The sequence below is a fragment of the Streptomyces sp. CWNU-52B genome (genome assembly GCF_047444975.1).
Classification (GTDB): domain Bacteria; phylum Actinomycetota; class Actinomycetes; order Streptomycetales; family Streptomycetaceae; genus Streptomyces.
In genome coordinates this window covers 123,067-136,918 of record NZ_JBLFJV010000002.1, presented here as the reverse complement: position 1 = coordinate 136,918, position 13,852 = coordinate 123,067, and the positions used below count along the sequence as shown (strand labels likewise).

The 13,852-nt window shown below is 70.8% G+C and carries 12 protein-coding genes; 4 read left to right on the top strand and 8 right to left on the bottom strand.

The window, feature by feature from the left end:
• Positions 1–222 precede the first annotated feature (222 nt).
• Genes ACLVWQ_RS01835 through ACLVWQ_RS01825 form a run of 3 tightly spaced genes read right to left on the bottom strand, consistent with a single transcriptional unit; the run spans position 223 to position 3,340 of the window.
• Positions 223–1,575: an ABC transporter substrate-binding protein gene (locus ACLVWQ_RS01835; RefSeq protein ID WP_414106290.1), complete on the bottom strand. Its 1,353-nt coding sequence runs from the start codon at positions 1,573–1,575 to the stop codon at positions 223–225.
• Positions 1,575–2,408, bottom strand: coding sequence for a carbohydrate ABC transporter permease (locus tag ACLVWQ_RS01830; protein WP_414106289.1), 834 nt, complete (start codon positions 2,406–2,408; stop codon positions 1,575–1,577). Before ACLVWQ_RS01830 ends, ACLVWQ_RS01835 begins: the two co-directional genes overlap by 1 nt.
• Positions 2,405–3,340, bottom strand: a complete 936-nt coding sequence (locus ACLVWQ_RS01825) for a carbohydrate ABC transporter permease (protein WP_414106288.1) — start codon at positions 3,338–3,340, stop codon at positions 2,405–2,407. Before ACLVWQ_RS01825 ends, ACLVWQ_RS01830 begins: the two co-directional genes overlap by 4 nt.
• Before the next feature lie 285 nt (positions 3,341–3,625).
• On the opposite strand from ACLVWQ_RS01825, the gene ACLVWQ_RS01820 reads away from it, so the two are divergent.
• Positions 3,626–4,486 carry a phosphotransferase enzyme family protein gene (locus ACLVWQ_RS01820; RefSeq protein WP_414106287.1) on the top strand — a complete coding sequence of 287 codons (861 nt, stop codon included), beginning with the start codon at positions 3,626–3,628 and terminating at the stop codon, positions 4,484–4,486.
• Between the two features lie 90 nt (positions 4,487–4,576).
• On the opposite strand, the gene ACLVWQ_RS01815 is transcribed toward ACLVWQ_RS01820, so the two are convergent.
• Entirely contained in the window at positions 4,577–5,473 is an 897-nt protein-coding gene (locus ACLVWQ_RS01815) for a LysR family transcriptional regulator (RefSeq protein ID WP_414106286.1), read from the bottom strand.
• A 94-nt stretch (positions 5,474–5,567) separates the two neighbouring features.
• On the opposite strand from ACLVWQ_RS01815, the gene ACLVWQ_RS01810 reads away from it, so the two are divergent.
• Both ACLVWQ_RS01810 and ACLVWQ_RS01805 read left to right on the top strand, forming a co-directional pair.
• Positions 5,568–6,560: a DMT family transporter gene (locus tag ACLVWQ_RS01810; RefSeq protein WP_414106285.1), complete on the top strand. Its 993-nt coding sequence runs from the start codon at positions 5,568–5,570 to the stop codon at positions 6,558–6,560.
• Entirely contained in the window at positions 6,512–7,027 is a 516-nt protein-coding gene (locus ACLVWQ_RS01805) for a YbaK/EbsC family protein (RefSeq protein ID WP_414106284.1), read from the top strand. Before ACLVWQ_RS01810 ends, ACLVWQ_RS01805 begins: the two co-directional genes overlap by 49 nt.
• Positions 7,028–7,060: 33 nt before the next feature.
• On the opposite strand, the gene ACLVWQ_RS01800 is transcribed toward ACLVWQ_RS01805, so the two are convergent.
• The 4 genes from ACLVWQ_RS01800 to ACLVWQ_RS01785 form a co-directional block, all read right to left on the bottom strand.
• Positions 7,061–7,783 carry a 3'-5' exonuclease gene (locus ACLVWQ_RS01800; protein WP_414106283.1) on the bottom strand — a complete coding sequence of 241 codons (723 nt, stop codon included), beginning with the start codon at positions 7,781–7,783 and terminating at the stop codon, positions 7,061–7,063.
• Between the two features lie 102 nt (positions 7,784–7,885).
• Positions 7,886–9,118: an SAV2148 family HEPN domain-containing protein gene (locus ACLVWQ_RS01795; RefSeq protein ID WP_414106282.1), complete on the bottom strand. Its 1,233-nt coding sequence runs from the start codon at positions 9,116–9,118 to the stop codon at positions 7,886–7,888.
• 103 nt (positions 9,119–9,221) lie between these two features.
• Positions 9,222–10,568, bottom strand: coding sequence for a copper amine oxidase (locus ACLVWQ_RS01790; protein ID WP_414106281.1), 1,347 nt, complete (start codon positions 10,566–10,568; stop codon positions 9,222–9,224).
• A 130-nt stretch (positions 10,569–10,698) separates the two neighbouring features.
• The gene (locus ACLVWQ_RS01785) at positions 10,699–11,517 is read right to left on the bottom strand and encodes a Tat pathway signal sequence domain protein (protein ID WP_414106280.1); all 819 of its coding nucleotides are present in this window, start codon (positions 11,515–11,517) and stop codon (positions 10,699–10,701) included.
• 179 nt (positions 11,518–11,696) lie between these two features.
• Between ACLVWQ_RS01785 and glgX the strand changes: the two genes are divergently transcribed.
• Complete coding sequence (gene glgX / locus ACLVWQ_RS01780) at positions 11,697–13,805, top strand: glycogen debranching protein GlgX (RefSeq protein WP_414106279.1); 2,109 nt, start codon at positions 11,697–11,699, stop codon at positions 13,803–13,805.
• Positions 13,806–13,852: the final 47 nt, after the last annotated feature.

Genomic DNA, 13,852 nt, shown 5'->3' with positions numbered 1-13,852 from the left:
AAGGGGCGCGGGGAACGGCGCAGTCTTGCGCCTTCAGGGGCACGGGGAACGGCGCGTTCTTTGTCTTCAGGGGCACGGGGAACGGCGCGTTCTTTGCCTTCAGGGGCGCGGGGAACGGCGCAGTCTTTCAGGGGCGCGGGGAACTGCGCGACCAGCCCCCACCCACCCGCACCCGACGAACGACCCCGCACCCCCTACCTCACACCCCACACCCCACACCCGTCACCGCTGATACCGCGCCAACACCAGATTCCCGTCCTCCACAAGCCGCCGCCGCAACTCCCCCACCCCGATCGCCCCGCTGTAGTACTCCTGAAACGCAGGCGTCGCCACCTTGTCCTTCCACTCCGGATACCCCCGCACGGACTGCGCCGGCGCCGACCGCAACCGCCCGGCGAGCGCGGTCCCGACAGCCCAGTCGTCCTTCTCCGTACGCAGCGCCGGATCCCGGAGCGCCTCCGCACCGGTCGGCAGCATCCAGTCGCCGAGCGCGAGCCGCACCATGTTGCGCGGCCGGAGCAGGAAGTCGATGAACTCCGCCGCCTCCGCCTGGTGCGCGCTGTCCCGCGCGACGGACAGCGTCTGCGGACTCACGCCCTGGGTGAGCCCGTCGGCCCCGGCGGGCGCGGGCAGCACCTGCCAGTCGAACCCCTTCGGCGCCTGCTGCACGATCTGCTGCCGGTAGGAGAACCCGAGCGGCACCATCGCGTACTTACCCCCGAAGAAGCCGGGCAGTGTGTCGGAGCCGCCGCTGCCGAGTGTCGAACCGGACGCGCTGCCGTCGGTGTTGACCTGGTCGTGGATGGTGCGCGGCACCACCTCGTCGCCCTCCTCGAACCGGACCCGAACCTTGCCGTCCCGGCCGCGGTGGAAGAGCTGCCCGCCGGTCGACAGCGACAGGTTGAGCGTGGCCGAGACGGGCTCCTTGAGCGGCCAGGCCACCCCGTACTTCCCCTCTCCCCCCTCTTTCCCGTCCCCGCCGCCCAGTTCGTCGGTGATCTTCCTGAACTCGGTCCAACTCCACGGCTTACCGGGAGTGGGAATCCGTACCCCCGACTCCTTCAGCCACTTGGCGTTGGCGATCAGGACACGGGGTTCCTGGAGGAAGGGCACGCCGTAGACCCCGTCCCCGAAGGTCGTGGTCTCCCAGCTCCGTTCCGGGATGTCGGACGTCAGCCGCTCGGACAGCAGGCCGCGCAGATCGGCGAGATACCCGCCGTACGCGAAGTCCGCGAGGTCGTCCGAGGCGTCATGGATGACGTCCGGCGCCTCACCGCCCTCGAAGGACGTGAGCAGTTGGTCGTGGACGCTGTCCCAGGAGCCCTGTACGTACTCGACCTTGACGTCCCGGTGCGCCGCGTTCCACTCCCGCACCAGCTCCTTGTTGACCTCGACGGACTCCTCCTGCCACGCCAGCGACTGGAAGCGGAGCGTGATCCGGCCGTCCTCGGAGCCGCCCCCGTCACCGGAACAGCCGGCACCGCCGACGAGCACCAGCCCGGCGACCAGCGCGACGAGCCGACGCGTACGTGGCCTCCTCGCCGTCCTCGTCCTCGCCGTCGTCCTCGTCCGCATCAGCTCTTCACCGCCCCGGCGAGCATGCCGCCCGTGATCCGTTTCTGGATGAGCGCGAACACGACCAGGGACGGCAGGGTCGCGAGGAACGCGGCAGCCGCGAGGGGGCCGAGGTCGGCCACGCCCTCCGCGCCGATGAAGTGGGTGAGGACGACGGGCAAGGTCTGTTTCTCCGGGGTCTTGAGGAGCACCAGGGCGAAGAAGAACTCGTTCCACGCGCTGATGAACGCGAACAGCGCCGTGGCGACGATGCCCGGCACGAGGAGCGGCGCGGTGATCGAGACCAGCGTCCGCAGCCTTCCGGCGCCGTCCACCGCCGCGGCCTCCTCCAGCTCGGCCGGCACCGCTCGCACGTATCCCACCAGCATCCACAGCGCGAACGGCAGGGCCCACACCACGTACACCATGATCAGTCCGGGGACGGAGTTGATCAGCCGCAGGTTCTTCAGGACCAGGAACAGCGGAATGATCACCAGGACGAACGGGAACGCCTGGCTGACCACCACCCAGCCGGTGGCCGCCTTCGCGAGCCGGGTGCGGTGCCGGGCCATGACGTACGCCATCGGGGTGGCGACGACAACGGCGATCACGGCCGCGCCGAGCGCCGCGACCAGGGAGTTCGACGCGGCTTCCAGCAGCGGCTGTTCGTCGAAGGCCTGCCGGAAGTTGTCGAGGGTCGGACTCTCGGGAAGCCAGGTCGGATGCAGACTGCCCAGTTCGCGCGGCGGTTTGAAGGCCGTGGAGACGAGCCACAGGAACGGGAAGGCGAGGAAGACGAGATACGCGAGCAGTGCCGCGTACTGGCCCGCACGGGCGCCCTTGCTCGGCCTCACACGTCCTCGCCGCCCCTCAGTCGGCCGACCAGCTGGACGGCGAGAATCACCGAGATCACCGCGACCATCACGCATCCCATCGCCGCCGCGTAGCCGAACTGCCCGTAGCGGAAGGCCTCTTCGTAGGCGAACAGCATCGGCAGCCGGGTCCGGCCGCCGGGACCGCCGTTGGTCAGCACGTAGACCAGGGCGAACGAGTTGAAGTTCCAGATGAAGTTGAGCGCGGTGATGGCGAGCGCGACCGGCTTCAGGGCGGGCCAGGTGACCGTGCGGAAGCGCCGCCAGGCGCCTGCGCCGTCCATGGCCGCCGCCTCGTGCAGCTCGCGCGGGGTGTTCTGCAGCCCGGCGAGCAGCGCGACCGTCGTCTGCGGCATGCCCGCCCAGACGCCGACCACGATCACCGCGGGCAGCGCGGTCGACAGGCCCGACAGCCAGTCGCGTCCGTCGCCCAGGCCCAGGTCGCGGATCGTCTCGTTGAGGATGCCCGCGTCCGGGTTGTAGACGATGCGCCACATGATGCCGACCACGACCTCGGGCATCGCCCATGGGATGATCGCCAGCGCCCTTGCCAGCCAGCGCAGCCGCAGCTCCTCGTTGAGCAGCAGGGCGAGCCCCAGGGCGAGCAGGAACTGCGGGACGGTCACCCCCACCGCCCACAGCAGGCCGATCCGGAACGAGTCCCAGAACAGGGTGTCGTGCAGCAGATCCTGGAAGTTGAGCGTCCCGATCCACTGCGTGGGCTCGGTCCGGCCGGACTGCGCGTCGGTGAACGCCAGCGAGATGCCGTACAGGAGCGGACCGACGCTGAGCACCAGGATCGGAATGAGCGCGGGCAGCACCAGGAACCAGGCGCCGTGGTCGACGGGGCGGCCCTGCCCGTCGGCCCTCGGCGCGGGCTTCGTTGACCGCGTCCTCGCGGTCGACAATGTCACGGAATCTGCTCCTCTGAGCGGTTCATGCGGATCTGGCCGTCCCGACGGCCCCCGTCATCGTGCTGACCCACTGACATCGCGTCAAGACAGCACGCACGCCCTGATGGCCGCTCCCACCAGTGCGAATGTGACACTGGGCGACGTATGGCGTGATCTCGACGTCCGCGGCCCGGGGCAGAATGGCGCTCGACACCGTACGAGACAGCACGACGCGTACGAGGCGTACGAGGCGTACGAGGCGTACGAGAGAACTGCGGGAGCCGGCGGCTGCACGGAAGGCAAGTGATGGACGAGGCACAGGCGCGGGACGTACTCGCCGAGGCGAAGGTCGTCGGGGACGGCCGGGACGCGGTACTGCTCGCCCTCGGCGAGAACGCCGTCTTCGCCGCCGGGGACCTGGTGGTCAAGGTGGGACGCGACACCGAACTTCTCGACCGGGCGCGGCGGGAGCTGGCCATCGCGCTCTGGCTGGCCGAGGCGGGCGTGCCCGCGGTGCGGCCCGCCGAGCCCGAGGCGCGGTTCGTGGCCGGGCACCCGGTGACGCTGTGGCACCGGCTGTCCGACCCCGTACGCCCCGCCGAACCGCGCGATCTGGCCGCGCTCCTCAAGGTGGTGCACGCCCTGCCGTCCCCTTCCTTCACGCTGCCGCGCCGTGAGCTGCTCGGCGGGGTGGAGCGGTGGCTGCGGCTCGCGGGTGCGGTGATCGACCCGGCGGACGCGGCCTTCCTGCGGGACCGGCGGGACGGCTTCGCCACGGCCGCCGCCGCGCTCGCACCGGAGCTGCCGCCCGGCCCGATCCACGGCGACGCGCTGCCCCGCAACGTGCACGTCGGCCCCGACGGGCCCGTCCTGGTCGACCTGGAGACGTTCTCCGCCGACCTGCGCGAGCACGACCTGGTCGTGATGGCGCTGTCCCGCGACCGGTACGGGATGTCCGCCGCCGCGTACGACACGTTCACGGCGGAGTACGGGTGGGACGTGCGGGAGTGGGCGGGGTGCGGGGTGTTGCGCGGGGCGCGGGAGACGGCGAGCTGCGCGTGGGTCGCCCAGCACGCGCCGAGCAACCCGAAGGCGCTGGCGGAGTTCGAGCGGCGGGTGGCGTCCTTGCGGGACGGCGACGAGACGGTCCGCTGGTACCCGTTCTGAGGGTCCGTTCTGAGGGATCGTTCTACGGGTGTGCGTCGTGGCTGGTCGCGCGGTTTCCCAGGCCCCTCGGGCCCCTCGGGGCGCTCAGCCTCAGCCGCGGATCGTGTCGGCCGCCCGGCGCAGTTCGGCGAGCACCGTGCGGACCGCCTTGCGTGCCGTGCGCTCCGGGCGGTGCAGCGCGTCGATGTGCCGGCGGGCCCGGACGCCGCTGAGCGGTTTGAGGACCAGCGCGGGGTGCGGGCGCATCGTCCAGCGGGGCATCAGGGCGAGACCTCCGCCGGCGGCGACGGCCTCCGCGACCACCGAGAACTCGTTGATCCGGTGGACGAGCCGCAGACGGCGGCCCGCTGCCGTGGCGATGGCGTCGATGGTGGCGACGACCGGAAAGCCGTCGTGCGCCGTGATCCAGGGCTCGTCGGCCACGTCGCGCGGAGTGAGCCGGTGCTTGACTGCCAGCGGATGGTCGGCGGGCATGGCCACGTCGAGCGGTTCGCTCATCAGCGTCGTGGCGGTGACGGTACGCGGCCATCCCGGGGTGTGTTCCAGCCGGTGGGCGAGCACGAGGTCGTACTCCCGCGTCAGCGCCGGGAAGTCGCCCTGCGTCACGTCGGCGTCGGCGAGGGAGAGGCGGGGCCCGTCGGGGGCGGCGAGCGCCCGCAGCAGCAGCGGGAAGAACGCCGACGCCGCGCTGTGGAAGGCGGCCACCGACACCTCGCCGTCCGGCCGGTCGACGAACTCCGCGACGGTGTGCCGCGCGCGCTCCAGCGCCGTCTCCACCTCGATCGCCGCGCCGGCCAGCGCCTGCCCGGCGTCCGTGAGGGCCAGGCGCCGCCCCTGGCGCTCGGTGAGCGGTACGGGAATCGCGCGCTGCAGCAGCCGCAGTTGCTGGGAGATCGCTGAGGGCGTGACCAGGAGCGCCTCGGCGACCGCCGTGACGCTGCCCAGTTCGCCCAGCTCACGCAGGATCCGCAGCTGTCGTTCGTCCATGTCCTCGGCCTCGTCGGTTCGATGTAGTGATGCTAAATGATCGTTTAAGAAGTCGGCTCTGTGCTTCAGAGACACGGGGTGGCAGGGTGAGCGCGTGCCCGATGCCCGCCGTACCGACGCGGTACTCCTCCTTGTCGCCCTCGTCTGGGGCTCCAGCTATCTCTCCGCCCAGACCGCGACCGCCGTACTGCCCGTCCTGGTGGTGCTGTTCGCGCGGTACGCCCTGTCCGCGCTCGCGTGTCTCGCCGTGGTCGGCGCCGACCGGAGGTCCGGACCGTGGACCCGGGACGAACTCCGGATCGGGCTGCCCCTGGGGGTCACCCAGGCGGCCGTCCTGGTCGTGGAGACGTACGGCGTGACGCACACCAGCGCCGCCAACGCGGGCCTCATCATCAGCCTGACCATCGTGATCACCCCCCTCCTGGACCGCACCGGCCGCGGCGGTCGCGGGGGCGGCCTCCCGCCGGCCTTCTACGCGGCCGCCGGGGTGTGCCTGCTGGCGGTCGGCCTCCTCATGTCGGGCAACGGTTTCCACGCTCCCCGCCTCGGTGACCTGCTGATGCTCGCCGCCGCGGTGATACGCGCGGGGCATGTGGCGCTCGTCGGCCGGCTCACGGCGGGCCGCGCGGTCCGGCCGCTGCGCCTGACCACCGTGCAGACCCTCGTCGGTACGGGCCTGTTCCTGATCCCCGCCTCCGGCGATCTGCCCTCCCTCGTCCAGGTCGGCGCGGCGGGCTGGGCCCAGTTGCTCTATCTCGCCCTGTTCTGCAGCGTGTTCGCGTTCCTCGCGCAGACCTGGGCCGTCCAGCGCACCTCGGCCAGCCGGGCCAGTCTCCTGCTGGGCACCGAACCGATCTGGGCCGCGGCGGTGGGAATCGGCCTCGCGGGCGAACACTTCACCCCGCTCACGGGCCTGGGCGCGGCCTTGATGGTCGCCGGAACATACTGGGGCCAGTCGGTGGAGCGCACCCACAGAGCCCGGCCGACGCCGGCCACGACGAACCCGCAGATCACAACCGACCCCGCAGAGGACCCGGCATGCCCGAGCACGACACCTCCGACGCCCACGACACCTACGACCGTCTGATCGCCCTGCTGGACAGCAACTCCGTCGACTACGAGCTCATCGACCACGAGCCCGAAGGAAGCACCCAGGCGGTCTCCGCGCTGCGCGGCCACCCGGAGTCCGAGGCCGCCAAGTGCATCGTCCTCAGGGTCAAGGTGGACCGGAAGACCACCCGCAACATCCTCGCGGTCGTCCCCGGCGACCGCCGCGTGGACCTGGACGCGGTCAAGTCCCTGTACACGGCCCGCTACGCCGGCTTCAGCGACGCGGCCACCACGGAGCGCCTCGCCCGCTCCGTACCCGGCACGGTCCTCCCGTTCAGCTTCGACGCGGACCTCGAAGTCGTCGCCGACCCGGACGTCGTGGCGCAGCCGCGCCTCTACTTCAACGCGGCCCGGCTCGACCGCTCCCTGGTCATCTCCGGCGCCGACTACGCCCGGCTCGCCGCACCGCGCGTCGAGCGCGTCGCGAGCCCGGCCACCGCCTGACGCCGCCCGCCGTGAGGCGGGCCGCGGCCCGCCTCAGACCCGCTCGTCCGCCAGGTCCCGCACGGGCCACACCCCGTCGACGACGGCGTCCGGGTCCCCCTTGCGGCGCAGGAACTTCTGGAAGTCGGCCGCCCACTGCGCGTACCACTCGATCTGACGGCGATGCAGGTCGGCCGGGCCCAGGGCGGCCACCTTCGGGTGGCGGGCGGCTATCGCGGCGGCCAGCCGGGCCGCGGCCAGGGCGTCCGCCGAGGCGTCGTGGGCGGAGTCGAGCGTGACGCCGTACTCCGCGCAGACCGCTTCGAGATTGCGCTTGCCGCGGCGGTAGCGGTCCACGGAGCGGTCGATCGTGTACGGGTCGATGACCGGCGCGGGGTCGGCGCCGCCCAGCCGCTCCCGCAGGGACGGCAGTCCGTACCGCAGCAGCTCGGCGGAGAGCAGGGTCAGGTCGAAGGCCGCGTTGTACGCCACGACCGGGACGCCCGACTGCCAGTACGCGGCGAGCACCGAGGCGATCGCGTCGGCCACCTCGTCGGCGGGGCTGCCCTCGGCCGCCACGCGCGCGTTGCTGATCCCGTGCACCGCGACCGCGTCCGCCGGGATCTCGACCCCCGGGTCGGCGAGCCACTCCCGGTGCCCGGCCGGCTCCCCGCGCCGGACCTCGATCACCGCTCCGGTGACGATGCGCGCCTCGCGCGGATCGGTCCCGGTCGTCTCCAAGTCGAAGCCGACCAGCAACTCCCCGTGCCAGCTCATGCCGGCCCCCTTCTTCGTGGTGCGTTCCCCCAGTGACCTCCACAATCGCATGGGCCACTGACAATCAGAGGACCGCGTTCCGCTCACCGGCCGCAGGGCCGCTCAGGAGACGGGCCGCGAATCCGCCCACGCCACTTCGAACTCCTCGCGGTACGTCCCGAAAAGCCCTTCCTCGCCCGCCTCGTCCTGCTTCAGTACGCGCCCGCCGCCCCGCAGGACGAGCACCGGCGCCTCCATCCCGCGGGTCCGGCGCAGATAGGACTGCACGACCGCCACACCGTCCGAGCCGTCCCCGTCCACGAGGTACGCCGTGAAGCGGGGCGTCTCGTCGTAGACCTGGATCTCGAAGGCGCCGGGATCACGGAGCCTGGCCCTGACCCGGCGCATGTGCAGGATGTTCATCTCGACGGAGCGGCTCAGTTCGCCCCGCTTTATCCCCAGTTCCCGCTCGCGCCGCTTCACCGCGCTGGACGCGGGGTTCAGGAACAGCAGCCGCACCCGGCACCCCGACTCGGCCAGCCGCACGAGGCGCCGCCCCGAGAAGTTCTGCACGAGGAGGTTCAGGCCGATACCGATCACGTCGAGACGCCGGGCCCCGCCGAAGAGGTCCTCGGCGGGCAGCTGCCGCAGCAGCCGCACCCGGTCCGAGTGCACGCCCACCACGTCCGCGTACCGGTCGCCGACCAGGTTCTCCACGGCGTCGACGGGCAGGCGGCGGGCGGACGGTACGTCACTGCCCGCGCCGAGTATCTCCAGGAGCTTCGCGGAGGCGCGCTCCGCCTGGGCCAGGACCGCCTCGGACAGGGCCCTGTTCCGCGAGACGACGTTGCGGGTGACCTCCAGTTCGTCGAGGGCGAGTTCGACGTCCCTGCGTTCGTCGAAGTACGGCTCGAAGCACGGCCAGTGCTGCACCATCAGCTCGCGCAGCTGCGGCAGCGTCAGGAAGCTCAGGACGTTGTCGTCGGCGGGGTCCAGCAAGTACCCCTTGCGGCGGCTGACCTCGCGTACGGCCACCGCGCGCTGGACCCACTCCTGTCCCGCGGGTCCGGCGGCGGCGACCACCCAGTCGTCCTCGCCGTGCACCGGTTCGTAGATGGGCCGCAGCACGGCGGCCACGACCGCGCGCAGCCGCTGTTCGACCAGGTTCAGCCAGATGTAGGCGCGTCCGGCCCGCTGCGCGCGCGTACGCACCTCGCCCCAGGCCTCGGCGCCCCAGTCCAGCTCCGCCCCGATCTCCATCGGCCGGGCGAGGGACACCGCTCCGGGTGGGGCGTCTGCGGAGCTCCCCTCGTGACCGCCGTCACCAGGGGGCAACTCCAGCCCTCCGGACCCCACCCGCACACCCGCCTTCCGCTCCCCCGAGCACTCCCCCGGTCAACGATCAAGGAAGGGTACTCCGGGAGCGGCGGGCGGTGCAGCCGGATGGACAGGTCGTTTCTCAACTACCGCCTTCCACTTGTCCGTTCTGGTCGGCCAGCTCCGGCGGAGTGAGCGGATTCATAGCGGTGACGTCACGCGGGGCGAGCGAGAAGCCCTGCCAGTGGACCGGCATGGGCTGCTGGTCCTCGTCCCTGGCGACGTGGTGGAAGCCGATGTTCACCCAGCCCACGGGGTGGGTGAGGGCCTGTCCGTTGACCCACTTGTCGACGGACTTACCGCCTCCCGTACCGCAGTTGCGGAGGTTGTTGCTGGCGAACTGTTCGCACTTCTTGTACTGGGTGAAGTAGATGTCGTGCTTGGTGAAGCTACGGCCCGGGTACTTGGAGCTGGCGCCGGGGACGAACTCGTACGACCGGGCGTGGTCGTCCTTGTTCTTGCCGGTCGTGCTGACGACGCGCCACCAGCGCATGTTCTTGGCGTCGCCGGCGAGTTCCTTGGTGACCTTCGTGCGGGTGGTCTTGTTGCGCGGGGCCTGGCCGCCCTGGGCCGGCGGGCTGACCACGGAGTCGTACTGCTCGACCTTGTTCTTGGAGTTGCCGTCGAGGCCGAAGTTGAGCCGCCAGAAGACGTTGTGGCTGTGGCTGGTGGCGTAGGACTTGGCGCCCTTGCCGAGCGGCCAGCCGCGGCCGTCACCCGCGTCGTAGTCACCGGGCGAGAGGCTGCCGGTGGCGCCGACGTTCATGTTGATGGTGCCGTCGTCCTGGAAGCGCCACTCGGTGATGTACTCGTACCAGCCGACCTGGTTGACGCTGTAGACGAGCAGGTCCTTGCCCTGCTGCTGGAAGACCTTGCTCGCCGAGTCGCCCTGCATGCGGTAGGCGTGGCCGCGGGAGCGGGTGGTGGTGCACAGGCCCTTGACGTTCGGGTGCTCCGGGTCCCAGGCGTCGGGGACCTTGACGGTCTTGATGGTGCCGCCGGGACATTCCCCGGGTGCCATGTCCATCAGGCCCTGTCCGAAGCCGGCGCCCGTGAGGTCGTCGTACTCGACGGAGCCGTCGTCGTAGGGGACGTGGATCTGGGCCAGCTTCGCGCTGGTGAGGACCCGGATCGGGGCGGATTCGCCCTTGGGCTGGTACGAGACGTTCTCCAGGACGAGCCCGGCCTCGCTCTCGTAGTGCCAGCACATCGTCCAGGTGGTGCCGGTGGCGAGCTTCTGCTTGATCTTGTACGCCGCGCTGCAGTCGGCGGCCGCCGCGGGGGCCGCCTTGCTGTGGGCGACGGCCGGTCCCGCGGCCGTCGTGGCGCCGACGGTCAGGGCGGCCACCGAGAGGCCCACCGCCGTCCGTCTGAAGGCGCGGCTGGTTCCCCGCGGCCGGGGTCCGCTGAGCGAATGCGGTGTGCGCATGAAGAAATGACTCCCTTGCACGAGCAGGAAAGTGGGAAGGGTCATGTGGGGCCGGTGAGGCGATGAACCGATGGCTGAGAGCCAGCGGGCCCGATGGTCCGACGAACGGAGGCCGGTGGACCGAGAGAGCTCAGCCGATCCTGGCGATCTTGCGGGCGCTCAGATCGACCACCAGGTCACGGCTGTCGATCCAGGGACCGTTCTTGACCTTCACGAAGAGCCGCAGGCAGCGGTGGTCGCCGCAGTCGGCGAGAGCGGCCGGCGTGCCCGGGTGCGCGCGGAAGACCATGCTGTTGAGCATCAGCTGGTCGGGAGTGGTCAGCTCCTTGCCGGTCGCGTCCTTGTAGTCGGCCTTCAGGCCCGCGCCCAGCCGGTCGGCGATCAGCAGCCGCGCGGCCTCGACGGTCTCGTCCCGGCTGAGCGGCGGCTGGACACCGTGCTGCGTGTCGGTCGCCTCCACCTTCCCGGTGTCGAGGTTCACGGTCCTGGTGACGAGCGAGTCGTCCTTGTAGTCGTAGAACGACACCTCGGCACGGCGCGGCGCGCCCGGGTCGTCCAGTTCGTCCACCTCGGGCTCGGCGAGGTCGACGGTGATCCGCTGCGGCCCCTTGTCGCCCTCGACGTCCTCGGCCGCCCGGGACAGCTGACGGTCCAGGGCGAGCTTCGCGACCCGCTCGGTCTCGTCCTCGGTGAGCGGGTCGCGTCCGGTGCCCGAGTCGCCCTCGGCCGGGGCCTGTTCGACCACACCCGGCTGTACGGCGCCCTGCCCCTGACCCTGCTCCCGGGCCTGCCCCGCCTGCTCGGACCGCTGCCCTGTTCCCTGACCGCCGGAGTCGTCCGCACCCGCCGAGCCCGGCAGTGTGACGGCGACCATCACGGCGGTCCCCGCGACCGCTACGGCCGCGCCCGCCACCACCTTGCCCAGGTGGCGGTGCACTATTCTGCGCACATTTCCCCCCACTCCCCCTACTTCCCCAGGAGTCGATCGAGTCCCACTGGTTCGGCATACCGCGTATGCACTGGTCGACCGGTAAGAGGGAGGTAAGTCATAGGCGGTTCCATGAGTTTCGGGGACACTCGGGCGGGAGTCGCCCGCCGCGGCGTCGCACAACTGGAAGAGTTGCATCCATGCAGGTCTGGCCTGGACAGGCGTACCCACTCGGTGCCACGTACGACGGCGCCGGCACGAATTTCGCGGTCTTCTCGGAGGCCGCGGACCGGATCGAGCTGTGTCTGCTCCACGACGACGGTTCGGAGACGGACGTGGAGCTGCGCGAGACCGACGCGTTCGTACGCCACGCGTACCTGCCCGGCGTCATGCCGGGCCAGCGGTACGGCTTCCGGGTGCACGGCCCGTACGAGCCGGAGCGGGGGCAGCGCTGCAACTCCGCGAAACTGCTGCTCGACCCCTACGCGAAGGCCATAAGCGGCAGCGTCGACTGGGGCGAGGAGGTGTACGGCTACCACTTCGCGTCACCCGACCGGCGCAACGACCTGGACTCGGCCCCGCACACGATGAGCTCCGTGGTGGTCAACCCGTACTTCGACTGGGGCGACGACCGGCGCCCGCGCACCGAGTACCACCACACCGTGCTCTACGAGGCCCATGTGAAGGGTCTGACGATGCGGCACCCGGGGCTGCCTGACGAGCTGCGCGGCACGTACGCGGCGCTCGCCCACCCGGCCGTCATCGAACACCTGACCGAACTGGGCGTGACTGCCCTCGAACTGATGCCCGTTCACCAGTTCGTGAACGACCACCGTCTGGTCGACATGGGACTCAACAACTACTGGGGCTACAACACGATCGGTTTCTTCGCCCCGCACAACGCGTACGCGTCCTGGGGCGATCGCGGACAGCAGGTCCTGGAGTTCAAGTCGGCCGTCCGGGCGCTGCACGAGGCCGGCATCGAGGTCATCCTCGACGTGGTCTACAACCACACCGCCGAGGGCAACCACCTGGGTCCGACGCTGTCCTTCAAGGGGCTCGACAACTCCTCGTACTACCGGCTGACGGACGATCCCCGCTACTACATGGACACCACAGGGACGGGCAACTCGCTGCTCATGCGGTCCCCGCACGTGCTCCAGCTGATCATGGACTCGCTGCGGTACTGGGTCACCGAGATGCACGTCGACGGGTTCCGCTTCGATCTGGCGGCGACCCTGGCCCGGCAGTTCCACGAGGTGGACCGGCTGTCGTCGTTCTTCGACCTGGTGCAGCAGGACCCGGTGGTCTCCCAGGTGAAGCTGATCGCGGAGCCCTGGGACGTCGGCGAGGGCGGCTACCAGGTGGGCAACTTCCCGCCGCTGTGGACCGAGTGGAACGGGAAGTACCGCGACACCGTACGGGACATGTGGCGGGGCGAGCCGCGCACGCTCGCGGAGTTCGCGTCCCGGCTGACGGGGTCCTCGGACCTCTACCAGGACGACGGGCGGCGCCCGCTGGCCTCCATCAACTTCGTCACCTGCCACGACGGGTTCACGATGCACGACCTGGTGTCGTACGACGAGAAGCACAACGAGGCGAACGGCGAGGACAACCGCGACGGCGAGAGCCACAACCGATCGTGGAACTGCGGGGCCGAGGGCGACACCGACGACGTACGGATCCTGGAGCTGCGGGCACGTCAGATGCGCAACTTCACCGCGACGCTGATGCTCTCCCAGGGCGTCCCGATGCTCAGTCACGGCGACGAGTTCGCGCGGACGCAGCACGGCAACAACAACGCGTACTGCCAGGACGCGGAGCTGTCCTGGGTGCCGTGGCCCGAGGACGGCAGCGAGCTGCTGGAGTTCACGCGCGCGATGGTGTGGCTGCGGCGCGAGCACCCGGTGTTCCGGCGGCGCCGGTTCTTCCACGGGCGGCCCGTGGAGGGCACCCACGACGAGCTGTCCGACATCGCCTGGTTCACACCGGGGGGCGAGGAGATGACCCAGCGCGACTGGGACTCCACGCAGGCGCGGGCGCTGTCGGTGTTCCTCAACGGCAACGCCATCTCGGAGCCGGGCCCGCGCGGTGAGCGGATCAGCGACGACTCGTTCCTGATGATGTTCAACGCCTCGGCGAAGACGGTGGGGTTCGTGGTGCCGGTCAACCACGGACGGCAGTGGCAGGTGGTGGTCGACACGGCGCGACCGGGCGGGCTCGAACCCGGCACGGGCGCGAAGGTCCAGGCGGGGGACCGCCTGGAGATGATCGACCGCAGCATGGTGGTGCTGCAACGCCCGGCGTAGGGCCCCACCGGGCCGCGGCCGCTCGACTGCGGGCCCGGTGGGGGCTG